The sequence below is a fragment of the Ferribacterium limneticum genome, assembly GCF_020510625.1.
In the GTDB taxonomy this organism is placed as follows: domain Bacteria; phylum Pseudomonadota; class Gammaproteobacteria; order Burkholderiales; family Rhodocyclaceae; genus Azonexus; species Azonexus limneticus_A.
On the sequence record NZ_CP075191.1, the window covers coordinates 4,153,852 to 4,177,971 of the forward strand.

General features: G+C 60.6%; 25 protein-coding genes. 15 read left to right on the forward strand and 10 right to left on the reverse strand.

Annotated elements, in window-relative coordinates:
* Window positions 1-17: 17 nt before the first annotated feature.
* Both ttcA and KI617_RS19975 read left to right on the forward strand, forming a co-directional pair.
* Window positions 18-881 carry a tRNA 2-thiocytidine(32) synthetase TtcA gene (gene ttcA, locus KI617_RS19970; protein WP_226449340.1) on the forward strand — a complete coding sequence of 288 codons (864 nt, stop codon included), beginning with the start codon at window positions 18-20 and terminating at the stop codon, window positions 879-881.
* A 77-nt stretch (window positions 882-958) separates the two neighbouring features.
* Complete coding sequence (locus tag KI617_RS19975; RefSeq protein WP_226449341.1) at window positions 959-1,858, forward strand: adenylate/guanylate cyclase domain-containing protein; 900 nt, start codon at window positions 959-961, stop codon at window positions 1,856-1,858.
* Between the two features lie 49 nt (window positions 1,859-1,907).
* Here KI617_RS19975 and KI617_RS19980 read toward each other — a convergent pair whose 3' ends face one another.
* The 8 genes from KI617_RS19980 to recA are packed head-to-tail and all read right to left on the reverse strand — an operon-like array spanning window position 1,908 to window position 7,678.
* Window positions 1,908-2,162: a hypothetical protein gene (locus KI617_RS19980; protein WP_226449342.1), complete on the reverse strand. Its 255-nt coding sequence runs from the start codon at window positions 2,160-2,162 to the stop codon at window positions 1,908-1,910.
* A 48-nt stretch (window positions 2,163-2,210) separates the two neighbouring features.
* On the reverse strand, window positions 2,211-3,146 hold the full coding sequence (hprK, locus tag KI617_RS19985; protein ID WP_226449343.1) for an HPr(Ser) kinase/phosphatase: 936 nt from the start codon (window positions 3,144-3,146) through the stop codon (window positions 2,211-2,213).
* 9 nt (window positions 3,147-3,155) lie between these two features.
* Window positions 3,156-3,602: a PTS IIA-like nitrogen regulatory protein PtsN gene (gene ptsN, locus KI617_RS19990; protein ID WP_226449345.1), complete on the reverse strand. Its 447-nt coding sequence runs from the start codon at window positions 3,600-3,602 to the stop codon at window positions 3,156-3,158.
* Window positions 3,603-3,652: 50 nt separating this feature from the next.
* The gene (hpf, locus tag KI617_RS19995; protein ID WP_226449347.1) at window positions 3,653-3,979 is read right to left on the reverse strand and encodes a ribosome hibernation-promoting factor, HPF/YfiA family; all 327 of its coding nucleotides are present in this window, start codon (window positions 3,977-3,979) and stop codon (window positions 3,653-3,655) included.
* A gap of 15 nt (window positions 3,980-3,994) precedes the next feature.
* A complete protein-coding gene (locus KI617_RS20000; protein ID WP_226449349.1) occupies window positions 3,995-5,464 on the reverse strand; it encodes an RNA polymerase factor sigma-54 in 1,470 nt (489 codons plus the stop codon).
* 27 nt (window positions 5,465-5,491) lie between these two features.
* The gene (lptB, locus tag KI617_RS20005; RefSeq protein ID WP_226449351.1) at window positions 5,492-6,226 is read right to left on the reverse strand and encodes an LPS export ABC transporter ATP-binding protein; all 735 of its coding nucleotides are present in this window, start codon (window positions 6,224-6,226) and stop codon (window positions 5,492-5,494) included.
* Window positions 6,223-6,654 (reverse strand): recombination regulator RecX, encoded by a 432-nt coding sequence (gene recX, locus KI617_RS20010; RefSeq protein WP_226449353.1) that lies wholly within the window; start codon window positions 6,652-6,654, stop codon window positions 6,223-6,225. Before recX ends, lptB begins: the two co-directional genes overlap by 4 nt.
* A complete protein-coding gene (gene recA / locus KI617_RS20015; protein ID WP_226449355.1) occupies window positions 6,647-7,678 on the reverse strand; it encodes a recombinase RecA in 1,032 nt (343 codons plus the stop codon). Before recA ends, recX begins: the two co-directional genes overlap by 8 nt.
* A gap of 181 nt (window positions 7,679-7,859) precedes the next feature.
* On the opposite strand from recA, the gene KI617_RS20020 reads away from it, so the two are divergent.
* From KI617_RS20020 to KI617_RS20055, 8 genes are all read left to right on the forward strand, one after another.
* Window positions 7,860-8,051 (forward strand): hypothetical protein, encoded by a 192-nt coding sequence (locus tag KI617_RS20020; RefSeq protein WP_226449357.1) that lies wholly within the window; start codon window positions 7,860-7,862, stop codon window positions 8,049-8,051.
* A gap of 2 nt (window positions 8,052-8,053) precedes the next feature.
* A complete protein-coding gene (locus KI617_RS20025) occupies window positions 8,054-8,710 on the forward strand; it encodes an RluA family pseudouridine synthase (RefSeq protein WP_226449359.1) in 657 nt (218 codons plus the stop codon).
* A 71-nt stretch (window positions 8,711-8,781) separates the two neighbouring features.
* Window positions 8,782-10,329 carry a sodium:solute symporter family protein gene (locus tag KI617_RS20030; protein ID WP_226449361.1) on the forward strand — a complete coding sequence of 516 codons (1,548 nt, stop codon included), beginning with the start codon at window positions 8,782-8,784 and terminating at the stop codon, window positions 10,327-10,329.
* A gap of 136 nt (window positions 10,330-10,465) precedes the next feature.
* Window positions 10,466-11,521, forward strand: a complete 1,056-nt coding sequence (locus tag KI617_RS20035) for a VanZ family protein (protein ID WP_226449363.1) — start codon at window positions 10,466-10,468, stop codon at window positions 11,519-11,521.
* Complete coding sequence (locus tag KI617_RS20040; protein ID WP_226449365.1) at window positions 11,473-14,181, forward strand: cation-transporting P-type ATPase; 2,709 nt, start codon at window positions 11,473-11,475, stop codon at window positions 14,179-14,181. The genes KI617_RS20035 and KI617_RS20040 overlap by 49 nt, the downstream gene beginning before the upstream one ends.
* 45 nt (window positions 14,182-14,226) lie before the next feature.
* The gene (locus KI617_RS20045) at window positions 14,227-14,535 is read left to right on the forward strand and encodes a (2Fe-2S) ferredoxin domain-containing protein (protein ID WP_226449367.1); all 309 of its coding nucleotides are present in this window, start codon (window positions 14,227-14,229) and stop codon (window positions 14,533-14,535) included.
* A gap of 3 nt (window positions 14,536-14,538) precedes the next feature.
* A complete protein-coding gene (locus KI617_RS20050; protein WP_226449369.1) occupies window positions 14,539-15,177 on the forward strand; it encodes an alpha/beta hydrolase in 639 nt (212 codons plus the stop codon).
* Entirely contained in the window at window positions 15,177-16,109 is a 933-nt protein-coding gene (locus tag KI617_RS20055; protein ID WP_226449370.1) for an ATP-binding cassette domain-containing protein, read from the forward strand. The genes KI617_RS20050 and KI617_RS20055 overlap by 1 nt, the downstream gene beginning before the upstream one ends.
* A gap of 6 nt (window positions 16,110-16,115) precedes the next feature.
* Here the strand turns inward: KI617_RS20055 and KI617_RS20060 are convergent, their stop codons facing one another.
* Both KI617_RS20060 and KI617_RS20065 read right to left on the reverse strand, forming a co-directional pair.
* Entirely contained in the window at window positions 16,116-16,883 is a 768-nt protein-coding gene (locus tag KI617_RS20060; RefSeq protein ID WP_226449372.1) for a TIGR01458 family HAD-type hydrolase, read from the reverse strand.
* A gap of 35 nt (window positions 16,884-16,918) precedes the next feature.
* Entirely contained in the window at window positions 16,919-18,553 is a 1,635-nt protein-coding gene (locus KI617_RS20065; RefSeq protein ID WP_226449374.1) for a B12-binding domain-containing radical SAM protein, read from the reverse strand.
* 322 nt (window positions 18,554-18,875) lie between these two features.
* On the opposite strand from KI617_RS20065, the gene KI617_RS20070 reads away from it, so the two are divergent.
* The 5 genes from KI617_RS20070 to KI617_RS20090 all read left to right on the forward strand — a co-directional run bounded on the left by KI617_RS20070 (window position 18,876) and on the right by KI617_RS20090 (window position 24,113).
* Window positions 18,876-20,501, forward strand: coding sequence for a tetrathionate reductase family octaheme c-type cytochrome (locus tag KI617_RS20070; RefSeq protein WP_226449376.1), 1,626 nt, complete (start codon window positions 18,876-18,878; stop codon window positions 20,499-20,501).
* Window positions 20,498-21,130, forward strand: coding sequence for a cytochrome b/b6 domain-containing protein (locus KI617_RS20075; RefSeq protein WP_226449378.1), 633 nt, complete (start codon window positions 20,498-20,500; stop codon window positions 21,128-21,130). Before KI617_RS20070 ends, KI617_RS20075 begins: the two co-directional genes overlap by 4 nt.
* A 27-nt stretch (window positions 21,131-21,157) precedes the next feature.
* Window positions 21,158-22,735 carry a DUF3373 domain-containing protein gene (locus KI617_RS20080; RefSeq protein WP_226449380.1) on the forward strand — a complete coding sequence of 526 codons (1,578 nt, stop codon included), beginning with the start codon at window positions 21,158-21,160 and terminating at the stop codon, window positions 22,733-22,735.
* Between the two features lie 27 nt (window positions 22,736-22,762).
* Window positions 22,763-23,080: a hypothetical protein gene (locus KI617_RS20085; protein WP_226449382.1), complete on the forward strand. Its 318-nt coding sequence runs from the start codon at window positions 22,763-22,765 to the stop codon at window positions 23,078-23,080.
* 133 nt (window positions 23,081-23,213) lie between these two features.
* The gene (locus KI617_RS20090) at window positions 23,214-24,113 is read left to right on the forward strand and encodes an HDOD domain-containing protein (protein WP_226449391.1); all 900 of its coding nucleotides are present in this window, start codon (window positions 23,214-23,216) and stop codon (window positions 24,111-24,113) included.
* Window positions 24,114-24,120: the final 7 nt, after the last annotated feature.

The following is a 24,120-nucleotide window of genomic DNA, read 5'->3' on the forward strand; positions in this document are numbered from 1 at the left end:
TTCTTTCCATTGGCACCATGACTAACTCGAACACCCTGCAAAAACTGCGCAAATATCTTGAAGGCCGGACCGGCAAAGCGATCATGGACTACAACATGATCGAAGATGGCGATACCGTTCTCGTCTGCGTTTCCGGCGGCAAGGATTCCTACACGCTACTCGCCATGCTGATGGCCTTGCAGCAGCGGGCACCGGTCAAATTCCGCCTGATCGCGATGAATCTCGACCAGAAGCAGCCAGGATTTCCCGCCGATATCTTGCCAGCCTACTTCGAGTCGATCGGCATCGAATACCGCATCGTCGAGGCCGACACCTATTCCGTGGTCAAGGAAAAGATCCCAGAAGGCAAGACCACCTGTTCGCTCTGTTCACGACTGCGCCGCGGCATCATCTACCGTACGGCGAAGGAACTGGGGGCCAACAAGATCGCGCTGGGACACCATCGCGACGACATGGTGCACACCCTTTTCCTGAACCTGCTGTTCGGCGGGAAAATCAAGGCCATGCCCCCGAAACTGGTGACCGATGACAAGTCGCATGTCGTCATCCGCCCGCTCGCCTATTGTGCGGAAGCGGATATTGCAAAATTTGCCCGCGGCATGGAGTTTCCGATCATCCCGTGCAACCTCTGCGGCTCTCAGGACAACATGCAGCGTCAGAAAATCCGGGAGATGATGCAGGAATGGGATAAACGCTACCCCGGTCGCACAGAATCCGTGTTCACCGCGATGCAGAACGTTGTGCCCTCCCATCTCGCCGATGCCGATTTATTCGATTTTCGGGGCCTGACGCTGGATACGCCGGTCGACGAAGGCGATATCGCCTTCGATGCGCCGGAGATGCCGATCAGCGGCATGATTCCGATAAGCCAGAACGCATAATGCGCTTCATGAGCGACTCATCATATAATAAAAGTTCGATACAATCTTAAATCTCCAAATCAGGTTGCCGGCAGCCCATGAGCTCCACCCAACGCAAATTGATCGTCATGTTCGCCGACGTCTCCGGCAGCACTGCTTTATTCGAGCGGCTGGGCGACAAGGAGGCAATGCACGCAGTGGAGCGTTGCCTGAAGCGCATGAAGCGCTCGATCGATGGTTACAAAGGCAGAACCATCCAGATCGTCGGTGACGAGTTGCTGGCCGCCTTTGAATCGGCCGAAGAAGCCTGCCAGGCAGCGATCGACATGCAGCAGCGCATTGCGGACCTGCCGCCGGTTTCCGGACTCAAGCTGACCATCCGCATCGGCTTGCACAGCGGTTTGGTCACCGAAAGTGGCGAAAAACTGAATGGTCCCGCTGTAGCTACGGCAGCACGAATCGCCGGCATTGCCCGTCGTGACCAGATTTTGTGTAGTTCGGTTTTGGTCGATGAACTCCCGCAGCCGGGCGTCATTACCACCGATGCCATGCCGGATCTGGGTACCGTCAACGAAAATACAATCGCGCTCCCGTTATTCCAGATTCACTGGCCCAGCTACCAAGGTGGCGGCTCCTACCCGCACTCCACTTTTGGGCCAAGCAGCCTGTTGCCGGTCGAACGCCTGTGCGTCCGCCATCATGGCAAGGCTTTCCTGGTCGATGAAAAAACACCGGTGCTGACCATTGGCCGTGACCTCAACTGCAAACTGATCGTTGATGACCGCAAAGCCTCGCGCCAGCATGCCCGCATTGAAAGGCGGGGTGATGGCTTTTACCTGGTCGACTCAAGCACGAATGGCACTTTCATCGCCCTATCAGGCCGTCAGGAAGTGATGGTCCGCCGTCACGAGCTGCAGCTGGATGGCAGGGGCCGCATCAGTTTCGGAAACTCGGGCAACGACCCGGCCGCCGAGATCGCCGAGTTCGAGCAGCTGTAAACGGAATTCGGCCATCCGCAGATGGCCGAAACGACTCAATCCAGGTGGATTACTTGGCGGCAGCGTCAGCCGTGCACTTCTTCATGAAGCTGTTCTTGGCAGCGCCGGCCAGCTTCTTTTCCTTGGCGGTGGCGGCACAGGCAGCGTTTTCCGCTGGTGCTGCATCAGCCGTACACTTCTTCATGAAGCTGTTCTTGGCTGCACCAGCCAGTTTCTTCTCGGCTGCACGGGCAGCGCAATCGTCAGCGGCGTAAACGGCGGTGGCAGAGAATGTGACGAGCAGCAGAGCGATCAGTTTCTTCATTGAATGTCCCCTTGGTTGAATGAAATACGCCAACGTACTATCAGCCATTCATGCATCATCGTCAAGCATCATGCGCTGCTGACGATCCATGAAATCCTGGAGGCTATCGATGCCGCGCAACTGTAGGATGGTATTGCGGACAGCAGCCTCCAGCAGTACCGCCAGGTTCCGCCCGGCAGCCACCGGAATGACGACTTTGCGGACCGGAACGCCCAGCACTTCCTGCGTTTGGGCATCGAGCGGCAGCCTTGGCGCATCCGCCGCCGTCGCGGTTTTCTGCAAATGCACGATCAACTTGAGCTTCATTTTCCGGCGTGATGCAGTCTCACCGAAAATGGTCCGGATATTGAGCAAACCGAGGCCACGCACTTCAAGAAAATCGCGCAGCATTCCCGGGCAGCGACCTTCGATGGTCGTCGGCGCAATCCGGGCCATCTCGACCACATCATCGGCCACCAGGCCGTGGCCCCGCGAGATCAGCTCCAGTGCGAGTTCGGACTTGCCGACCCCCGAATCACCGGTGATCAGCACACCCATGCCAAGAACGTCCATGAAGACGCCGTGCAGGCTGACCGTATCGGCGAGACGCGCCGAAAGGTAGATTCGCAGCAGGTCAATTACGGCCGAACAGGGTTTTGGCGAGAAGATCAGGGGCGTCGAAGACTGCAGGCAGGTTTCCTCCACCAGGGGAGGTGGCGTCAGCCCATCGGCGACAATGACGGCCGGTGGCTGCGCGCCGAGCAAGTCGGAGAGCATCTGGGCAAACCGGCGCTCGCCAATGCGCATCGCCCATTCATACTCTGCCAAGCCAAGGACCTGCAGGCGTTCGGGGTGAATGATGTTGATATGGCCGACCAGATCAGCACCGTAGTTGTTTGACCCCTTGATTTCGATTCGGCGGTCGGACTGTTGGCCGATATGCCAGTTCAGCAGCAGCTTGTCGCGATTGTCCTCATAGAGCTGAACAAGGTTGACGTGGCGCACGAACGTGGCTCAGGCCTGGAAAAGTGTTACGACGGCCGCGGGATCAGAGGCAGCCTGCAGTTTTTCACGGAAGGCACGATCGGAAAAACGCTGGGCCAGTTCCGAGAGAATCTGCAGGTGTTCTTCGGTAGCCTGCTCGGGAACGAGCAGCACAAAAAGAAGATCGACCGGGCGGCCATCGGGTGAATCAAATGGCACCGGGTTCGCCAGGCGCATAAAGGCGCCGACAGCCTGTTTGAGGCCTTTGATCCGGCCATGGGGAATGGCAACCCCCTGACCCAGCCCGGTAGAGCCCAGTTTTTCACGTGCGAAAAGGCTGTCAAATATGATTGAGCGCGCCAATCCGAGTCGGGTTTCGAAAAGCATGCCAGCCTGTTCGAAAACCCGTTTTTTGCTGCCCGCTTCAAGATTGAGCAATACCTGATCAGCGGTCAGAAGATTGATAAGAGGGTTCATAGGGGTGGGTAGTAAAGCGAGGCCGCAGCAGTGCTGCGGCCGGTCGGCGCTTATTCGTCAGCGGCAATCAGTCCGGGCTTGTCACCGCGATGGTGATCCTGAACCTTTTGCTTGTATTTCTGAACCTGACGGTCCAGCTTGTCGAACAGAGCATCGATGGCGGCGTAAAGGTCGTCACCGGATTCTTCGGCATGCATGTCCTTGCCAGGCACGTGCACAGTCACTTCCGCTTTCTGCTTCAGCTTTTCGACGGACAGAACGACGTTAACGCCGGTTACCTTGTCGAAATGACGGATCACGGGATCCAGCTTGTTCTCGACGTATTCGCGCAGGGCGGGGGTAACTTCGATATGGTGACCACTAATCTGCAGATTCACTTTTTTCTCCTCTCTCTACAGGGTCTTGCGTAAATTGACCGGGGGGATATTGAGCGACTCGCGGTATTTGGCAACCGTCCGTCGGGCAACTACGATTCCCTGTTGGCCTAGTATTTCGGATAATTGGCTATCCGACAAGGGCTTCTTGCCATCCTCGGCAGCGATCAACTGCTTGATCAATGCCCGGATGGCCGTGGCAGAACAGGCACCACCGGTATCGGTGGCGACATGGCTGCCAAAGAAGTATTTCAGTTCGAAGATACCGCGTGGTGTCGCCATGTATTTCTGGCTGGTCACCCGCGATACGGTCGACTCGTGCAGGCCGAGAATATCGGCAATTTCACGCAAGACCAGCGGCCGCATGGCTACTTCGCCATGTTCGAAGAACTGGCGCTGGCGGTCGACGATGGTCTGCGTGACACGGTGTATGGTTTCAAAGCGCTGCTGGACATTCTTGATCAGCCAGCGCGCTTCCTGCAATTGCGTGGACAGGTTGCCGTTGCCGCGCCGCTGCTTGGCGAGAATCTCGGCATACAGGCGGTTGATGCGCAGTCGCGGATAGGCGTCGGGATTGATGTAGGCAGTCCATTTGCCCTTCAGCTTTTTCACGATCACGTCCGGCGTGATGTAGCGCGCTTCAATCTGGGCATAGCCGGCCGCCGGCCGCGGGTTGAGGCTGGTGATCAGGCTGTGCGCGGCCTTCAAGGCCTCGTCATCGCAGCCGGTCAGGCGACGAATCTTGGCGAAATCGCGGGCAGCCAGCAGTTCGAGATGCTTGTCGACAATGGAGAGAGCCAGCGTTCGCTCCGCACTCTCCGGCAAGACCTTGAGCTGCAGGGTCAGACACTCCTGCAGACTGCGGGCGCCAATGCCGATCGGGTCGAAATTCTGGATATGGCGCAAGGCGATTTCCAGCTCTTCGATTTCAATTTCGTACTCCGGCGGCAGGGTTTCCCACAGTTCGACCAGCGTCGCCGAGAGATAACCATCGTCGTCGAGCGCTTCGATCAGGAAGCGCACCAGACTGCGGTCGCGCTCCGACACCTGGGTCATGCCCAGCTGCCAGCCTAGATGGTCGCGCAGACTGACGTTGGCGGCATGGATGTCGCGGGAATCGCTATCGTCGTCCTCGTCGCGCCCGGCGCCGGTGAAGGTACCGGCATCGGAAGACCAGCGATCATCGTCCACTTCGGATGGGGCTGACGGAACATCCTGCTCGCGCTCTTCGCGGGCATCCCGTTCTTCCCGCTCAACCTTCTGCTCGCGTTCGCCTTCGCTGCTTTGCGGCGCATCGAACTGCTGGGCGGATGAGAAACTCTCGCCAGCGTGCTCGTCTTCACGTTCCAGCATTGGGTTTTCGAGCAGGTAACGCTCGATTTCCTGCTGCATCTCGACAGTCGACAACTGAAGAAGCTTGATCGACTGCTGGAGCTGAGGGGTCAGCGCCAGATGCTGGGATAGTTTTAGCTGGAGGGCAGGCTTCATCGGATAGTGTCGGGTCGGGTCTGTCGGTCAGAGCCTGAAATGCTCGCCGAGATAAACCTTCCGTACGCTTTCATTATCAACGATTTCGGCCGGACGTCCAGCGGCCAGTACGTTTCCGGCGTTGATGATGTAGGCGTGATCGCAGATGCCGAGGGTTTCACGGACGTTGTGGTCGGTAATCAGCACGCCGATGCCCCGCTCCTTGAGGAAGCGAATGATCTTCTGGATTTCGAGTACGGCGATCGGATCAACGCCGGCAAACGGCTCGTCAAGCAGGATGAATCGCGGGTTGGTAGCCAGCGCCCGGGCAATTTCAACCCGCCGGCGCTCGCCACCAGACAATGCCGAGGCATTGACGTGGCGAACATGCCCGACATGCAGTTCATTGAGCAGGCCTTCCAGACGGTCGTTCAACTCAGCTTCAGGGAGCTTGAGCAGTTCGAGGACAGCGCGGATATTTTCCTCGACGTTGAGCTTGCGGAAAACCGAGGCTTCCTGCGGCAGGTAGGACAAGCCGAGCCGAGCCCGGCTGTGCATGGGCAGGTGGGTCAGACGGTTGTCGTCAATGTAGACCTCGCCGCCATCGGCCGCCACCAGGCCAACGATCATATAGAAACAGGTCGTCTTGCCGGCACCGTTCGGGCCGAGCAAACCGACGACCTCGCCGGATTTGACCTCAAAGGAAACGTCTTCGACGACGGTCCGCGTCTTGTAGCGTTTCTTCAGGTTGTTGGCCGAGAGTTTGGCGACTAGGGTATTCATTGATCGACTCCGCGCATCACCCGGCGAATCGCATCACCGGAAAAACCGCGATATTGCAGGAAACGCATCTGCTTGGCACGTTCTTCGGCAGATTCTGGGAGGTGGCCAAATTTTTTGGCCCAAATGGCCCGGCAACGGTCGGTCTCGTCGCCTGCCTCCGGCAGGGCGGCGGCGATGTCGTCATCGCCGACTCCTTTTTGCCGAAGTTCCTGCTTCAGGCGGGCGTTGCCGTAGCGACCGGCCCGCGCCACGACGCGCTGGGCGGCGTAGCGGTGATCGGAAAGCAGGCGCTCGGCCTGCAGGGTGTCGAGCACGCCGTCGAGTTCTTCTTCGAACTCGGCGTGTGCCGCGAGCTTGGCCTTCAACTCGGCCCGGCAATAATCTCGCCGGGTCAGGAGTTGCAGGGCGCGCACGCGCAGGTCAGGCATCCGCAGCCTTGGCCGCCTTGACCGGCTTGATCACGTTGGTGCTGGCAGCCTCGCGGATCGCCGCTTCGATTTCCTGGGCAATTTCCGGGTTGGCGCGCAGGAATTCGCGAGCGTTGTCCTTGCCCTGGCCAATCTTTTCGCCCTTGTAGGCGTACCAGGCGCCGGATTTGTCGACCAGCTTGTGGGCGACGCCCATTTCGACGATTTCGCCATGGCGGGAAATGCCTTCGCCGTAGAGGATGTCGAAGATGGCTTCGCGGAAGGGCGGGGCGACCTTGTTCTTGACCACCTTGACCTTGGTTTCGCTGCCGATGACTTCGTCGCCCTTCTTGATTGCGCCGATGCGGCGGATGTCGAGGCGAACCGAAGCGTAGAACTTGAGTGCATTGCCGCCGGTGGTCGTTTCCGGCGAGCCGAACATGACGCCGATCTTCATGCGGATCTGGTTGATGAAGATGACCAGCGTGTTGGTCTTCTTGATGTTGGCGGTCAGCTTGCGCAGGGCCTGGCTCATCAGGCGGGCGTGCAGGCCGACCATCTGGTCGCCCATTTCGCCTTCGATTTCGGCGCGCGGGGTGAGGGCGGCGACCGAGTCGACGACGATGATGTCGACCGAGCCGGAACGGACCAGCATGTCGGCGATTTCGAGGGCCTGCTCGCCGGTGTCCGGCTGCGAGATCAGCAGGTCGCCGACATTGACGCCGAGCTTCTGGGCGTATTGCGGATCGAGCGCGTGTTCGGCGTCGATGAAGGCCGCCGTGCCGCCCAGCTTCTGCATTTCGGCCACGACCTGCAGGCAGAGCGTGGTCTTGCCGGAGGATTCCGGACCATAGATTTCAACGACGCGACCGCGCGGCAGGCCGCCAACGCCAAGCGCAATGTCCAGACCGAGCGAACCGGTAGACACGACCTGAATGCCTTCGTCGATTTCGGCATCGCCCATCTTCATGATGGAGCCTTTGCCGAATTGCTTTTCGATCTGTTGCAGCGCTGCGGCGAGCGCTTTTGCCTTGTTGTCGTCCATGGTGTTACCTCGAAAATTTGAGCGGATTATGGCACAGGGGCCAAAGATGGAATAGAAATTGCAGGAATCGTTTTGTTTCGCCAGGCGACGAACGCGGTATATTTCTCGCCGAGCTGAATTCAGAATTACTGTGTATAAATACAGTACATTGTTCCACCTTTTCTTGGCAAGAAAATTCTTCATGCTGATCAGATGCTTATCCATTTTTGCCCTGTTTTTCGCGTCGACCGTGGCAATCGCTGAGCCGGCCCCCTGGTACTGGTGGGTCAGCCAGCTGGACGGCACGCGGGTCTGCAACCAGACACCGCTCGGCGAGGGCTGGACCTGGGAACCGACCCCCTTCAAGGACGCTCGCTGCCGCGTTCGGCTCTGAACGTGGCGATCGCCTATCTGCCGCCGCCGGCCGATGCGTCGGCGGTCATTTTTGCCGATGAATGGCTGATCGTTGCCGATAAACCGGCCGAACTGCTCTCGGTGCCCGGTCGCGGCGAGGGCATGGACGATTGCCTGGCAAGCCGTGTCCAGCACGAGTACCCGGATGCACTCAGCGTCCATCGGCTCGACATGTCCACTTCCGGCTTGCTGGTACTGGCCCGGGGCAAGGACATGCACCGCCAGTTGTCGCGCCTGTTTCAGGACCGGCTGGTCAGCAAGTGCTATGTTGCCGTCGTCGACGGTCAACTGGCCGATGAAAGTGGCGAGGTGGACCTGCCGCTGATTTGCGACTGGCCGAACCGGCCGCGACAAATGGTCGATTTCGCCATCGGCAAGCCGTCGCTGACCCGCTTTCGCGTCGTCAGCCGCGACATTGCGGCCAATACCACGCGCCTTGAACTGGAACCGGTCACCGGCCGCTCGCACCAGTTGCGCGTCCATATGGCCTCGCTCGGCCACCCGATCCTGGGCGATGACCTCTATGGCGGCGAGGCCCACGGCAAGGCCGGACGGCTGCTGCTGCACGCCATGGATCTGGCCTTCATTCATCCGGCGACCGGCGAGCCCGTGCAATTTCACAGCGACGCACCGTTTTGACCCCGCGAATACACGCAATAACCTTATAATCCTCGCGTTTTCAACCTCTTACCGTCGTTGATCCTGCGATCATGCTGATCTGGTTCGTCGTTCTCTACCTGCTCGTTTCCATCGGCATCGGCCTGTTCGCGGCAACGCGCGTCCATAGCGCCAAGGATTTCGCGGTCGCCGGCCGCCATCTGCCGCTGCCGGTCGTCACTGCCACCGTCTTTGCCACCTGGTTTGGCGCCGAGGCGGTGTTCGGCGTCTCCGCCACCTTCGTCAAGGATGGCCTGACCGGCGTCGTCGCCGACCCCTTCGGCTCGTCGATGTGCCTGATCATCGCCGGCATCTTCTTCTCGCGGAAGCTCTACAAACTCAACATCCTGACGCTGGGCGACTATTTCCGCCTGCGCTACAACCGCACGGTCGAAGTACTGACCACGCTGTGCATCGTCGCCTCCTACCTCGGCTGGGTATCGGCCCAGATCAAGGCGCTCGGGCTGGTCTTCAATGTCGTCACCAACGGTTTCATTAGCCAGACGGCGGGCATGATCCTCGGCGCCGCCATCGTCCTGACCTACACCACCTTCGGCGGCATGCTCTCGGTGGCCATTCTCGATTTCGTCCAGATGGGCGTAATCATGGGCGGCATGTTGTACATCGGCTATATCGTCTCCGGCCTGACCGGCGGCGTCGAACTGGTCATCAACCACGCCTCGGCAGCCGGCAAGCTCGACTTTTTCCCGCCACCCGACCCGTGGCTGTGGCTGACCTTCCTCGGCGCCTGGATCACCATGATGCTCGGCTCGATCCCGCAGCAGGACGTTTTCCAGCGCATCACCTCGGCCAAGAGCCAGAAGATCGCGCTGTGGGGCTCGATCCTCGGCGCCTCGATCTATTTCTGCTTCACCTTCGTGCCGATGTTCATCGCCTACTCGGCGACGCTAATTGATCCCGAATTGTTCAACGGCCTGCTGCAAACCGACTCGCAACTTGTCCTGCCGACCCTGGTCCTCAACCACACCCCGGTCTTCGCCCAGGCCATCTTTTTCGGCGCCGTGCTCTCGGCCATCATGAGCTGCTCGTCGGCCACCTTGCTGGCACCGTCGGTCGCCTTCTCGGAAAACATCGTGCGCGGCTTCTACCCGCACATGGGCGATCACCAGTTCCTGCGTGTCATGCGCGGCTCCATCGTCGTCTTTGCCGGCATCGTGCTCGGCTTCGCGCTGTACTCCAACGCCAGCATTTTCAAGATGGTCGAAAACGCCTACAAGATCACGCTGGCCGGTGCCTTCGTCCCGCTTTTCTTCGGTGCCTTCTGGAAACGGGCAACGACGCAGGGCGCACTGGCGGCGATCATCGGTGGTTTGTCGTCGTGGATCCTGGTCGAAGTGCTGGTCAATGTCAGCGGCGAAGGCAGCATCGGCGGCGACTACGCCTACGCGCTGGCCGGCGCCGGCCAGCTGGTGCCGCCTCAACTGATCGGCCTCGGCGTCAGTATGCTCGGCATGGTCGCCGGCTCGCTGCTGCCGCAATGGGTCGGCCATCCGCTGCCGCAGGAAAATATCCACGAAGCCCTGCGCCATCGCGCCGCCGGTGAAACCCACCACACGGCGGAACACCCGCACCATCATTGATGCCCTCCGGGGCAACAGCCACCGTCGGGATTTGGTAACAATGTCGCCGAACCTGGCGCACCAAAGGCGCCAGCGTAATCATTGTCACCAAACATAAGGGCTGACGGACCGGCGGATAGCCCCTAAAATCGGGCTCATGCCCCATCACGGTCGTGGCCCCATCCTGCTTTCCCGCTATTTGGCACTCGCCTGGTTCGGGCTGGTTGTCTATGGCAGCCTGCACCCGTTCACCGGCTGGCGCGATACCGGCGTTTCGCCGATCGCCTTTCTCGAAGGCGGCTGGCCGCGCTATTGGACGATCTTCGATCTGCTGGCCAACGTCGCCGTCTACCTGCCGCTCGGCTTCTTTCTGACGCTTGCGCTAAATGGGCTTCCCGGCCGTTTCTCGGCGCTGGTGCTGGCCACCTTGCTTTCCGGCGGCGTCAGTTTCGGCCTGGAAACCGTGCAGACGTGGCTACCCTCCCGCGTCCCGTCAAATCTCGATCTGGTCTGCAACGCTACCGGCGGCCTGCTCGGTGCGCTGTGGGCGCAATCGGTCGGCCCCCGGGTCTTTGCCCGGATCGCCGCCCTCGAACACAAACTGATCGCCCCCATTCCCCATGCCGAACTCGGCCTGACCCTGCTCGGTCTCTGGCTACTGGTGCCGTTATCGCCGGAAACCCTGCTCTTCGGGGCCGGCGATTTGCGCCACCTCCTCGGTTTGACGGGCGCGGTGCCCTTCGCCGCCGAGAGTTTCGTCATGATCGAAGCCTGCATCACGGCCTTCAATGCCGTCGCCGTCGGCCTGATTGTCCGCATGCTGTGCGCCCGCCAGTTGGTCGCTTATCTGATCGTGCCGCTCTTCCTGCTCCTCTGCCTGACCGTTGCCACGCTGGCCGCCGCCATCCTGATCAGCCCGGCCGATGCGCTGGCCTGGCTGACCCCGGGCGTGCAACTGGGGCTGACCGTCGGCGTTGCCATCCTGGCCGGGGCACTGGCGCTGCCCGCCACCCCACGCCTGATGATTGCCGCACTGGCCCTGATGGCCGGCACCGTGCTGGTCAATCTGGCCCCGCCCAATCCTTATTCGGCGGCAGCCCTTGCCACCTGGCGGCAGGGACACTTCCTCAATTTCAATGGTCTGACTCGTCTGGTTGCCACACTATGGCCCTTCCTGACCCTGCCATTCCTGCTGCTGACGACACGCCGCTAGCCTGGCATGCCGATTCGGCCGATTCGGCTGCCCGCCGGCTGGGAGTCGATAGCCGCCACGGACTGAGCAATGACGAGGCGGCCAGTCGACTTTCCCGCCATGGCCTCAATCGCCTGACAGAAACCCCGGGCAAACCGGCGTGGCGTCGTTTTGCTGCCCAATTGACGCAGCCGCTGGTGCTGGTGCTGATTGCGGCCGGCGTGATCACTGGCGGGCTCGGTGAAACCGTCGACGCCAGCGTGATTTTCGGCGTCGTGCTGATCAACGCCATCATCGGCTACTGGCAGGAAGCCAAGGCCGAGGGCGCGCTGGCGGCGCTGGCCCGAGGGGTAACGACGCCGGTCACGGTGCGCCGTGGCGGCCACCGCAAGCAGCTCGATGCCAGCCAGCTGGTGCCCGGCGACGTGGTCATGCTCGCTGCCGGCGACCGCATTCCGGCTGACCTGCGCCTGATCCAGCAGCACGAACTGCATACCGACGACTCGATGCTGACCGGCGAATCACAAGCTGTCAGCAAAGCCGCCGAGCCCCTGCCGGCCGATACCCTGCTGGCCGATCGCGTCAACATGGCCTACGCCGGCACGACCGTGGTTGGCGGGCAGGGTGCCGGGCTGGTCATTGCCACCGGCGATGCCACCGAAACCGGCCGCATCGCCGGGCTGATTGCCGCCGCGCCTGATCTGGTCACGCCGCTGACGCGCAAGATGGCGACCTTCTCCAACTGGCTGCTGTGGGCCATCGGCGGGCTGGCGCTGCTCACCGTCGCCATCGGACTGGCCCGTGGCGGCTCGGCTTTTGACATGTTCATCGCCGCCGTGGCGCTTGCCGTCGGCGCCATTCCGGAAGGCCTGCCGGCCGCTGTCACCGTGACGCTGGCCATCGGCGTTGCCCGCATGGCCAGGCGCCGGACCATCATCCGTCACTTGCCGGCTGTCGAGACGCTGGGCAGTACCACCGTCATCTGCTCCGACAAGACCGGCACGCTGACTGAAAACGCGATGACCGTTCGCGTCCTGTGGTGCGGCGGCGAAGGCTATGCCGTGGGCGGGCACGGCTATGCGCCGGATGGCACTATTGTTCATGACGAAATGCCGGCCGAGATCAGTGGTGCCGTGCGCGAATGCCTGATCGCCGGTGCACTGTGCAACGACGCCAGCCTGAACCGCGAAGGCCAGCACTGGAAAATCACCGGCGACCCCACCGAAGCCGCGCTGCTGGTGGCGGCCCGCAAGGGCGGGCTGGATGAACACACACTGCAAGCGCTGTATCCACGCCACGACGTGCTCCCCTTCGATGCCAACCGCCAGTTCATGGCGACGGCCCATGGCGACAACGCCGGCGGCGTCATTTACGTCAAAGGCGCGCTCGAACGCCTGTTACCGCGCTGTATCGATCAGCTCGGCGCCAATGGCCAGACCGTCCCGGTCGACGGCATGGCCATCGAAAAGGCGGCGTGTGCTTATGCCGGGCAAGGTATGCGCGTCCTGCTGCTGGCCCGGCGAGATTTCAATCCCGGCCAGAATTCGGCCTTGAACGCGGATGCCATCGAAAAGCTGACGCTGATCGGGCTGGTGGCCATGATCGACCCGCCACGCAAGGCCGTGATCGGCGCCATCCGCAACTGCCATTCGGCGGGAATCCGGGTCAAGATGATCACCGGTGACCACGCCGTGACGGCGCAGGCCATCGCCCGGCAGATCGGCCTGAGCGCCGAACGAGCCCTGACCGGCAGGGAGCTGGCCTTGCTCGACGATGTGGCCTTGATCAAGGTCGCGCATGAGGTCGACGTTTTTGCCCGGGTCGAACCGGAACAGAAGCTGCGCCTGGTCCGCGCCCTGCAAGCTCGGGGCGAGGTCGTCGCGATGACAGGCGACGGCGTCAACGATGCGCCAGCGCTGAAGCAGGCCGATATCGGCATCGCCATGGGGCTGGCCGGTACTGAAGTGGCCAAGGAGGCGGCAGCCATGGTGCTGACTGACGACAATTTCGCCAGCATCGAAGCGGCGGTCGAGGAGGGCCGGGGTGTCTGGGACAACCTCGTCAAGTTCATCACCTGGACGCTGCCGACCAACTTTGGCGAAGGCCTGGTCATCGTCGCGGCCATTCTGTTCGGCGCCACCCTGCCGATCACCCCTTTGCAGATTTTGTGGATCAACATGACCACCGCCGTCCTGCTCGGCCTGCCGCTCGCCTTCGAACCGATCGAGCGCGGCATCATGCACCGGGCGCCACGCCGACTCGACATGCCGGTGCTCGATGCTCATCTGATCCGTCGCATCGTCCTCGTTTCATTCCTGCTGCTGGCCGGCGCCTTCGGCCTCTTCCTGCGCGAACTTGAACAAGGCCACACGCTGGCCGAAGCCCGCACCGTCGCCGTCAACGTCTTCGTCATGGTCGAAATGGCCTACCTCTTCAACTGCCGCTCGCTGACCCACAGCTTCTGGAAGCAAGGTCTGTTTTCGAATCCGTGGATCTGGGCCGGCATCGGCAGCATGCTGGCGCTGCAACTGCTCCTCACTTATTGGCCACCCTTGAATGCTGCCTTCCAGACGGCGCCGATCGGCTGGCAGGAATGGCTGGAAATCGGTGCCTTCGCCTGGCTGGCCAGCCTGATCATCGCCATTGAAAAATACGGGTCAAATCGCGCACGTTCCACGTGAAACCGGGTCCCCATATAAAATGAGCGGCCCACAAGGAGAGAAACAATGAGTTATTTTGATAAACACGTCTTCATCTGCACCAACCAGCGCGAAGGCGGCGAGCAGTGCTGCAACAATCTCGGCGGCTCCGACATGTTTGCCTATGCCAAGGACCGCATTGGCGCGTTGAAGAAGAACGGTCCCGGCGCCGTCCGCATCAACAAGGCCGGCTGTCTTGGCCGTTGCGACAACGGCCCGGTCATGGTCGTGTATCCGGAAGAAACCTGGTATTCCTTCATCGACAAGGAAGACGTCGAGGAAATCATCCAGGAACACCTGATCGGCGGCAAAGTCGTCGAACGCCTGAAGATCTGAGCCATGCGCGCCCCGGAAGAGAAGATTTTCGTTGATGGCCCGGTCGGCAAGATCGAAGTCATCATGGAGCGCCCGGATGCCCCCAAGGGCATCGCGCTGATCGCCCACCCGCACCCGATCGGCGGCGGCGCCAACACCAACAAGGTGGCCTACACGCTGGCCCGTACCTTCGTTGCCCTCGGCTACGCCGCTTTCCGCCCGAACTTCCGCGGCGTCGGCGGGACTGAAGGCGTGCATGACGAAGGCCACGGCGAAGTCGATGACCTGCTGGCCGTGCTGGAAGATGCCAAATGCCGCTGCGGCAACCTGCCGGTGGCGCTGGCCGGCTTCTCTTTCGGCGCTTTCTGCCAGACCCGCGTCGCCAAGCGGCTGACCGAAGCCAACCACCCGGCCCAGCGCCTGGTGCTGGTCGGCACCGCCGCCGGCTTCGTCGAAGGCACCCGCCAGTACGACACCGAAGCCGTACCGCACGACACCATCGTCATCCACGGCTCGTCGGATGAAACCGTGCCGCTCGCCAATGTGTTCGAATGGGCGCAACCGCTCGACCTGCCGGTCGTCGTCGTCCCCGGTGCCGATCACTTCTTCCACCGTCGCCTGCACCTGATCCGCGACATCGTGACCCGCGCATGGCGCCATTAATGCCAGCCTCTGCTGCCGTGGCGCTGAGCGCCAGCGATCTGCGCAAGACCTACGGTGGCACCGAGGTCGTCGCCGGGCTGTCGTTCGCCGTCGAACCCGGCACCTGCTTCGGCCTGCTCGGGCCGAACGGCGCCGGCAAGACAACGACGCTGCGCCTCTGCCTCGGCCTGACCGGGCCGGACAGCGGTGAAATCGTCCTCAACGGGCATGTCATTCCAGAGGATGCGCAAGCGGCGAGGGCACGCATCGGCGTCGTGCCGCAATTCGACAACCTCGACCCGGACTTCACCTGCGCCGAAAACCTGCTCGTCTTCGGCCGCTATTTCGGGCTGAAGGATGCCGACATCCGCGCCAAGATCCCGCAACTGCTCGATTTCGCCGGCCTCGCCAGCAAGGCCGATGCCCGCTTGTCGACGCTGTCCGGCGGCATGAAACGCCGGCTGACCCTGGCCCGGGCACTGGTCAACGACCCCGACATCATCTTTCTCGACGAACCGACTACCGGCCTCGATCCGCAAGCCCGACACCTGATCTGGGAACGCCTGAAACAGCTGAAGTCGGCCGGCAAGACGCTGATCCTGACGACGCACTTCATGGACGAAGCCGAACGTCTGTGCGACAGGCTGATCGTCATCGACCACGGCCGCAAGATCGCCGAAGGCAGCCCGCGCCAACTGATCGCCGAACAGATCGAACCGCAGGTGGTCGAGGTCTTCGACGAATCCCACGGCCAACTGGAAGTTTTCGTCCAAAGCCACAAAAATCTGGCCGAGCGCGTCGAAACCAGCGGTGAAACCGCCTTTTTCTACTGCCGCGAACCGCGCGAACTGCTGGCCAGGCTAGCTGACGCCGAAGGCCTGCGCTACGTGCACCGCGCCTCCAACCTCGAGGATGTCTTCATCAAGCTGACCGGGCGGGAATTGCGCGACTGAGGTCGTTCAGCCGATCAGACGGCCGACCACGGCCGCAAAGTCATCATCAACAGCAGCCGGACGAATATCGGGATGAGCATCGTCGCCAGCCCGATATTTCCCGGTTCTTACCAGAATGCCGGGGATGCCTGCTGCCTGAGCACCGCCGATGTCGTCGGCCAGATCGTCACCGATCAGCACAGCCTCATCCGGGCGAACACCCAGTTCAGCCAGCGCCGCGTTGAAGAAAGAGGGGGCTGGCTTGCCGGTGATTTCGGCCTTGATTCCGGCCGAATATTCCAGCCCGGCGACGAATGCCCCCATATCCAGAGACAGGCCATCCGCCTCCATGAAATAGCGATTGCGCGCCATGGCCATCAGCGGCAGACCCTGCATCAAGAGCCGGAAGGCTTGGTTCAGGATCGGGTAGGTGGTGTGCGTTCCCATGTCGCCCAGCACCACGATGTCCGGATCAGCGGCGCTTTCACCCATTTCCCCGGCGATATCGGGATGGACCAGCCACAGCGGGCGCAGATCCCGGCTACGCACCAGCGTTCGGGCCGCCAGGGCAGCCGTCTGGATTTCGCTGGCGGCTAGCGTGAAGCCCATGCGCTGTAATTTGGCGAACAGGATTGTGCTGGGTGTCCGCGTCGTATTGGTCAGGAAACGCAGGAGCAGCCCTGACGCCCGCAGGCGGTCCAAGGCCCGAACCGCCCCCGGCAAGGCTTCATCCCCGGTATGCAGTACGCCGGCCAGGTCGATGAGGACCGCCTTTGTTGAAAAAATCGGCGCCATATCCACTCCTTCCGCAAACCATGACCACTGTTCGATTACGGATTCTGCTCAAAGTTTAAGGTGATGGAATGATCGGCAAGGTGTCTGGCCTGCCGCTCCAGCAGCGTCCTTGCCGCACGCGGCATTGGTTTCTCCCGGTCTTTCAGCAAGCCTTGCAGGCAGGTGGGGTTGGCCCGGGCGCCGCTGGCTTGATAGTCGGCGAGCAGGGTTAGCCGGATGCTTTCCTTTTCATGGCCGATGACAGTGGTCAGGTAGTCAAACAGGTGGTCGACCAGTTTTTCCGGGGTCAGGCGGCTGGTCTGGCTGCTTGTTTGCCACAGCCAGTCGGAAAAGGCGAGAAAGGCGGTGAACGGCGACGGGCCGTCGAGGAGTACCGCCAGGCTGGCCTTGAAGCGGCCGGAATTGGCCAGCAGGTCCCAGTAGCGGGCGAGGCGGGTGAAACGCTGCACGGTGAGCGCATCGACAGCCGCAGTTTGCTGGACGGTGTAGGGTGGTTCGGTGTCGTAGCTCATGCCGTAGGCAGCGCTGTGCCGGGCGATTGGCGTGCCGCGCAGGCGCTTCAGGACACCCAGCTGGATTTCATGCGGACGCAGGGCGTAGAGACGGTCAAAACCATCGGAAAAGCTGCTCAGCGTTTCGCCGGGCAAACCAAAAATCAGGTCGGTATGCAGGTGAGCATGACTGTGATTGACCAGCCAGGCGAGGTTTTCGCAGGTCTTGGCGTTTTCCTGCCGACGCGAGATGGCCTGCTGAACTTCGGGATTGAAGGTCTGGATGCCGACCTCGAACTGCAGCACGCCGGGCGGGAAGCGGGCAATCATCTCCTTCAGGCGTTCCGGCAGGTGATCCGGGATCACCTCGAAATGCAGGAATAGATCGGGCGTCAGGCGGTCAAGAAAGAACTGCAGGATGGTCAGCGAGCTATCGATTTTCAGGTTGAAGGTGCGGTCGACGAACTTGAAATTGCGCGCCCCACGCAAGTAGAGCGTTTCCAGCGCGGCAAGAAAACGCGCCGGCTCGAAGGCCCAGGCAGTCTTGTCGAGCGAGCTGAGGCAGAACTCGCACTTGAACGGGCAGCCGCGCGAGGCTTCGACGTAGAGCAGGCGGTGCGCCAGATCGTCGACACTGAATTCGCCGTAGGGCAGGTCGATTTCTTCCAGCGCTGCTTGCTCGCCGGGGATCACTTTCATCAAGGGCTGCGGCCCGTAGCGCAGGGCGCGGCAGAGTTTGGGGAAACTGACGTCGCCCCAGCCGGTGATCAGATGGTCGGCCAGGCGGACGATTTCCTGATCCTCCCATTCGTAGCTGACTTCCGGCCCGCCGAGGACAATCTTCAGGGTCGGGCGAGCCTGCTTGAGCCGACGGACGACCTCGGTACTCGGCACGACATTCCAGATATAGACACCGAAGCCGATGATTTGCGGCACGCCATCGACCGGCTCACCGAGTTCGGCGAGCAGCGCATCGACAACTTCCTGCACCGGCCGGGCGATGGTGAATTCGCGCAGCACGGTGCGTGCCCGCAGGTCGCCCCCGCCGTGCCGTCCCATGTTGGCCAGCAGATAGCGCAGGCCAAGCGAGGCATGGATGTATTTGGCGTTGAGGGTGCAGAGGATGACGGTGGGTGGCAATGGCAGCATTTCGCCATTTTGACAGCAGGCCAGAATCATGAGTGCCGCCTGTTGCCACAATTTGTGCTCAACAGACCGAAGTGCTGGCCATCGATACTTTCCTGCGCAGCGCCCGGGGAGACATCGCCGAAAACGGCCGTGTCTTGGTCGAATGCGGCAAAACCAGCACCTCCTCGTTGTTGCTGATTAGCCAATCCGTTGCACCACCCCTAACTTAAGTACTAGCTAATAAGAGTTTGCGAATGTTGATTTCCGTCAATATTCGTAAGTTACGATTCGCTAATATATGTTGCAGGATCGTATCGCCTGCGTGCGAATTCGATCCGGGGCCAAGGGCTCTTTACAAGGGGTAGGGGGAAAGATGATGAAATTGATCAAGCAAGTACTGGTCGTGATTGCCGCCTTGGCTTTCGTGACCCCGGGCATGGCGAACGACGCGCCGGAGAAGCCAAAGCCAAATCAGAAACTGCTGAAGTCGACTGCCGACCACAGCAAATTCAAGGAACTGCAGCAAACCTTCAACTCCGGCCCGGAGGTGACCAAGGTCTGTCTTTCCTGCCACACCGAGGCAGCCAAGCAGATTCACCTGACCAAGCACTGGACGTGGGAATACCGCAATCCGGAAACCAATCAGCTGCTCGGCAAGAAGCACGTAATCAACAACTTCTGCACGTCGACCGCTTCCAACTATGGCTTCTGTGCCACCTGCCACATCGGCTACGGCACCGAGAACCAGAATTTCGACACCACCTCGGAAAGCAATGTCGACTGCCTGGTCTGTCATGACCAGACCGGCAAGTACAAGAAGCCATCCGGCTTCTTTGGCAGCCCGGTCACCAAGGACACCGAATTCCCGCCCGGCTCAGGCAAGATCGTCAAGGGCATCAACCTCAGCGAAATCTCGCAGAAAATTGGCAAGACCCGACGTCAGACCTGCGGTGGCTGCCACTACAACGGCGGCGGCGGCGACGGCGTCAAGCACGGTGACCTCGACAGCTCGCTCGACAATGCAGACAAGGAACTCGATGTCCATATGTCGGCGGAAGGCGAGAACTTTACCTGTGCCACCTGCCACAAGACGGAGGGCCACCAGGTTCCGGGTAGCCGCTATGCCCCGACGGCGATGGACAAGAGCGGCGCCGACATGCGCGGCAAGCACGACCAGGGCAATCCTGCAACGTGCCAGTCCTGCCACGGCCAGGCGCCGCACAAGAAGGAAGCCAAGCTGAACACCCACACCAGCAAAATTGCCTGCCAGACCTGCCATATCCCGGCCTTCGCCCGTGGCGACGTACCGACCAAGATGGAATGGGACTGGTCTACAGCCGGCAAGCGCGACAAGGATGGCAAGCCGCTGGTCGTCAAGAACGAGGAAGGCCACACCGTCTATATCGGCAGCAAGGGCAACTTCGTCTATGGCGAGAACGTCAAGCCGGAATATGTCTGGTTCAACGGCAAGGTGAAGTACACGCTGGCCGACGACAAGATCGAAAAGGCCAACGAGCCGATCTACATCAACAAGTTCGAAGGCAGCCCGGATGACGGCAAGTCGATGATCTGGCCGGTCAAGATTTTCAAGGGCAAGCAGCCGTACGACGTTGAGAACAAGACACTGACCATCAACCACCTGGCCGGTGCAGACGACAGCGCCTACTGGACCAATCTGGACTGGAACAAGGCACTGACCGCCGGCATGGCCTCGGTCGGCAAGACCTTCTCGGGCAAGTACGACTTCATCGAGACGCGCGGCATGTGGCCGATCACCCACATGGTCGCCCCCAAAGAGAAGGCCGTACCGTGCCAGGAATGCCACACCCGTTCCGATGATGGGCGTCTGCACGCCATCACCGGTATCTACATGCCCGGACGAGATAGCAAGGGCTGGCTTGACCTGCTCGGCGGCCTGATGATCGTTGGCGCCATTGGTGGCGGCGTGTTGCATGGCGTGGTCCGCATCGTGACCCGTCGCAAGGAGAATTCGAAATGAGCAATCGCATCTACATCTATAAGCGTTACGAGCGTTTCTGGCACTGGTCGCAAGCCCTGCTGATCATCACCATGATGATCACCGGCTTCGAGGTGCACGGCAGCTACCTGTTGCTTGGCTTCAAGAAAGCCGTGCAGTTGCACACCCTGGCCGCCTGGACCCTGATCACGCTGTGGGCCTTTACCATCTTCTGGCAATTCACCACCGGTGAGTGGCGGCAATACCTGCCCTCGCTGAAGAATGTCGGCGCGATGATCAAGTACTACACGGTCGGCATCTTCACCAACTCGCCGCACCCGTTCAGGAAGACAGTGGTCCAGAAGCACAACCCGCTGCAGCGTCTGGCCTACCTGGCCCTGCTCGCCTTCATTTCGCCGCTGATCTGGGGTAGCGGTCTGTTCTACCTGTTCTACGGCGACTGGGCCCGCCTCGGTATCGACAAAACCCTGTCGCTGGAAGGGATCGCCACCCTGCATGTACTGGGTGCCTACATGATCACCGCCTTCTTCTTTATCCACGTCTATCTGACCACCACCGGCCACACCGTCTTCGCCCACATCAAGGCCATGATCACCGGCTGGGAGGAGGAAGACGAACATGAAGCGCCGCAGGGTGCCAAAACGCACTAACGATCCGAATATTGGGGGGATTTCACAATGCAACGTAAAACGATCACGCGCCACCTGCTGGCCAGTCTGATCGCCGGCCTGTTCATCCCGGTCGGCGCCTATGCCGCCGATGCGGAATTGATGAAAAAGATCGATGCCATGGCCAGGGAAATCGAGGCTCTCAAGGCCCAGGTCCAGGCTAACCAGGAAGCCAGCAAGCAAGCAGTCGCCGCCGTCAGCGAAGTCAAGGACAAGGTCAAGAAGAACGAGGACAAGGCACTCGACAAGTGGCTGACGGTCAGCGGTGACTACCAGTTCCGGATGGATAGCCTGGGCGGTGAAACGAAGGCTTATACGCAGCTTGGCATGAATAGTAGCGGCACCCCGACCTATACTGCGGTAGGGAGCTACAAGCCGAGAAACGAATCGATGTACACCAACCGTTTCGGCCTCAACCTGAACGCCAAGGCCACGGAAAACGTTTCAGTTTCCGCGCGTCTGATGATGTACAAGACCTTCGGCAACAACGACGACAGCGCCTCGACCGGCACCTTCTTCGCCGACCGCATTGGCGTTTTCGACGGCACCATCGGCCACATTCCGTCGAGCAACTACCTGAACGTCGACCGCGTCTACGCCTCGTGGAACAACATCGCCGACGAAGGTATCTGGTTCTCGGTCGGTCGCCGCCCGTCGACCAACGGCACGCCATCCAACCTGCGCCAGAACGACCCGCGGCCCGGCACCGGCGGCGCCCCCGCCCTGCTCGTCGATTACGCCTTCGACGGCATGACTCTTGGCTGGGCACCGGATATCGATGAATTGCCCGGCGCATTTGCCAAGATATGCTACGGCCGTGGCTATGAAAGCGGATTCAGCAAGGCAATCGGAAATTCGCTCAAGGATACCGACATGATCGGCGTATCCATCGTGCCGATCGACACCGACCAGTTGCGTTTCTGGTTGCAGTACAACCGCGGAATGAACGTCTTCGACTCCCCGGCACTCTATGCGTCCAACTTTGCCAGCTACGGCATGAGTAGCATGTCGCCGCGAACCAACGTTGGCGACATCGACTGGTACGGCGTTGGCGCCTTGGGTATGGTCAAGAACGTCGGCCCGGGCGAGCTGAACTGGTTTGCCGACATTGGCCTGAGCAAGACGCGTCCGAACGACAGCGTGAACGCCTTGGGTATGGGCCTGCTGACCGGCCAACTGGGTGCCGCCGAAGGTGCTACCGACAAGACCGGCAGCGCCTTTTACCTCGGCCTGCGTTATGACCTGCCGTCGAAGACCAAGATCGGTCTTGAATACAACCATGGTTCAAAGAACTGGATCACCTTCTCGCCAGCCTCGTCCGATGCCTGGACGTCGAAGGTCGGCACTCGCGGCAACGTGTATGAGGCTTACATCATCCAGGAACTCGACCAGAAGCCGATCTCGTCGCGCCTCTCCAAGGCCTTCTTCCGCCTCGGCTTCCAGTACTACGATTTCCAGTACACCGGCAGCAACAACTGGATGGGTGCACCGGTCAAGCTGTCCGACGTGACAGCCGCCACCGTGCTGCCGATGACCCCGCTGTCCAAGGCCTACAACGCCTATGCGACCTTCGAGGTCAAGTTCTGATCATTTCATTATCTACAGGAGAACTTCATGCGTAAAAGTATTACCCAACTGTTCGTTTCCATTGCTCTCGCCGCCGCTGCCCTGACCGTTTCGCCGATCGCCTCGGCCGAAGACATCAAGATGGTCGGCACCATCACCAAGCTGAAGGTTGCCGCCGACGGCAAGTCGGCCGAAGCTACCCTGAAGGACGTCAAGTCCGGCAACTCGGTCACCATCAACATCAACGACGAAGAAACCCTGGACAAGTTCAAGGACAAGCGTATTCAGGAAGGCGACGAAATCCGCGCCAAGTACGACAACGCCGGCAACAAGAGCAAGTCGTTCAAGAGAACTTCCGGCTGCTAAGTTTCATTCACCAGCAGTCTGCCCAAATGGCGGAGAGGAAACTCTCCGCCATTTCTTTTTTGGTCGGCATCAATTCATTTTTCCGACCAAAGTAATATATTTGCATCTTTCTTCACGCTCCGAGATGCTCGACATGATCCGCCCTCAGGCCGCCTCCGCAACAGAAGCAGCGCAGACTCAACCGGATGAGATCGAGAAACGGATGAAGATCGAGATCCGCGAAATCGGTATTCCGCCGCGGCCAAGCATCCTCAGCCAGATCGAGCAGGAAACCGCCAAGGACGAACCGGATTTCATCAAGCTGGCCGCGATTCTCAGCCAGGATGTCGGCCTCGCAGCCAGCCTGATCAAGGTGGCCAACTCCCCCTATTTTTCCTTCGGCAAAAAAGTACCGACCGTTCAGGAAGCGCTACTCGTCCTCGGTCTCAAGCTCGTCGTCCAGACCGTGGCTGGGCTCGCGCTGCAGCAGGTCTTCAAGCACGTCCCCAACATGGAACGTTTCTGGGACAGCTCGGCGACCAATGCCCAGATATCCAGCTGGCTGGCTCGCCAACTCGGCAAGAAATGGGCTATCCGGCCGGAGGATGCCTATACCTTTTCACTATTCCGGGACTGCGGCATTCCCGTTCTGTTGAGCCCGTTTCCCGAATACCTGTCTATCCTGGCCCAGGCGAACAACGAGCGGGAACGCGCCTTCACCGACGTCGAAGACCAGGCCATGGGCCTCAACCACACAAGCGTTGGTGCCGATCTGGCTGAAAACTGGCTGCTGGCCGAAGATACCTGCCTGGCGATTCGCCACCATCACGATGCGCGCATCTTCACCGAAGCATCGGTGGCCATGCCTGAACGCACGAAGGTGCTCGTCGCCATTTCCCATCTTGCCGAACACCTGATGCAACAGGAGGCCGGACGCGGCCAGAGTTGCGAATGGGAAAAGCTGGGCGCCGCCTGCCTGGCCTGTCTGGCGCTTGGCCCCGAGCAACTGCAGACACTGACTGAAGAGTTCCTGCACTTCCGCCAAGGCCATTAAGGCCGGC

What these genes read in the sequence shown, in the direction of transcription:
- ttcA (WP_226449340.1), top strand. Translation starts at nt 18, where the DNA reads ATGACTAACTCGAACACCCTGCAAAAACTGCGCAAATATCTTGAAGGC.
- KI617_RS19975 (WP_226449341.1), top strand. Translation starts at nt 959, where the DNA reads ATGAGCTCCACCCAACGCAAATTGATCGTCATGTTCGCCGACGTCTCC.
- KI617_RS19980 (WP_226449342.1), bottom strand. Translation starts at nt 2,162, where the DNA reads ATGAAGAAACTGATCGCTCTGCTGCTCGTCACATTCTCTGCCACCGCC.
- ptsN (WP_226449345.1), bottom strand. Translation starts at nt 3,602, where the DNA reads ATGAACCCTCTTATCAATCTTCTGACCGCTGATCAGGTATTGCTCAAT.
- KI617_RS20000 (WP_226449349.1), bottom strand. Translation starts at nt 5,464, where the DNA reads ATGAAGCCTGCCCTCCAGCTAAAACTATCCCAGCATCTGGCGCTGACC.
- lptB (WP_226449351.1), bottom strand. Translation starts at nt 6,226, where the DNA reads ATGAATACCCTAGTCGCCAAACTCTCGGCCAACAACCTGAAGAAACGC.
- recX (WP_226449353.1), bottom strand. Translation starts at nt 6,654, where the DNA reads ATGCCTGACCTGCGCGTGCGCGCCCTGCAACTCCTGACCCGGCGAGAT.
- recA (WP_226449355.1), bottom strand. Translation starts at nt 7,678, where the DNA reads ATGGACGACAACAAGGCAAAAGCGCTCGCCGCAGCGCTGCAACAGATC.
- KI617_RS20020 (WP_226449357.1), top strand. Translation starts at nt 7,860, where the DNA reads ATGCTGATCAGATGCTTATCCATTTTTGCCCTGTTTTTCGCGTCGACC.
- KI617_RS20030 (WP_226449361.1), top strand. Translation starts at nt 8,782, where the DNA reads ATGCTGATCTGGTTCGTCGTTCTCTACCTGCTCGTTTCCATCGGCATC.
- KI617_RS20035 (WP_226449363.1), top strand. Translation starts at nt 10,466, where the DNA reads ATGCCCCATCACGGTCGTGGCCCCATCCTGCTTTCCCGCTATTTGGCA.
- KI617_RS20040 (WP_226449365.1), top strand. Translation starts at nt 11,473, where the DNA reads ATGGCCCTTCCTGACCCTGCCATTCCTGCTGCTGACGACACGCCGCTA.
- KI617_RS20045 (WP_226449367.1), top strand. Translation starts at nt 14,227, where the DNA reads ATGAGTTATTTTGATAAACACGTCTTCATCTGCACCAACCAGCGCGAA.
- KI617_RS20050 (WP_226449369.1), top strand. Translation starts at nt 14,539, where the DNA reads ATGCGCGCCCCGGAAGAGAAGATTTTCGTTGATGGCCCGGTCGGCAAG.
- KI617_RS20055 (WP_226449370.1), top strand. Translation starts at nt 15,177, where the DNA reads ATGCCAGCCTCTGCTGCCGTGGCGCTGAGCGCCAGCGATCTGCGCAAG.
- KI617_RS20060 (WP_226449372.1), bottom strand. Translation starts at nt 16,883, where the DNA reads ATGGCGCCGATTTTTTCAACAAAGGCGGTCCTCATCGACCTGGCCGGC.
- KI617_RS20065 (WP_226449374.1), bottom strand. Translation starts at nt 18,553, where the DNA reads ATGATTCTGGCCTGCTGTCAAAATGGCGAAATGCTGCCATTGCCACCC.
- KI617_RS20070 (WP_226449376.1), top strand. Translation starts at nt 18,876, where the DNA reads ATGATGAAATTGATCAAGCAAGTACTGGTCGTGATTGCCGCCTTGGCT.
- KI617_RS20075 (WP_226449378.1), top strand. Translation starts at nt 20,498, where the DNA reads ATGAGCAATCGCATCTACATCTATAAGCGTTACGAGCGTTTCTGGCAC.
- KI617_RS20080 (WP_226449380.1), top strand. Translation starts at nt 21,158, where the DNA reads ATGCAACGTAAAACGATCACGCGCCACCTGCTGGCCAGTCTGATCGCC.
- KI617_RS20085 (WP_226449382.1), top strand. Translation starts at nt 22,763, where the DNA reads ATGCGTAAAAGTATTACCCAACTGTTCGTTTCCATTGCTCTCGCCGCC.
- KI617_RS20090 (WP_226449391.1), top strand. Translation starts at nt 23,214, where the DNA reads ATGATCCGCCCTCAGGCCGCCTCCGCAACAGAAGCAGCGCAGACTCAA.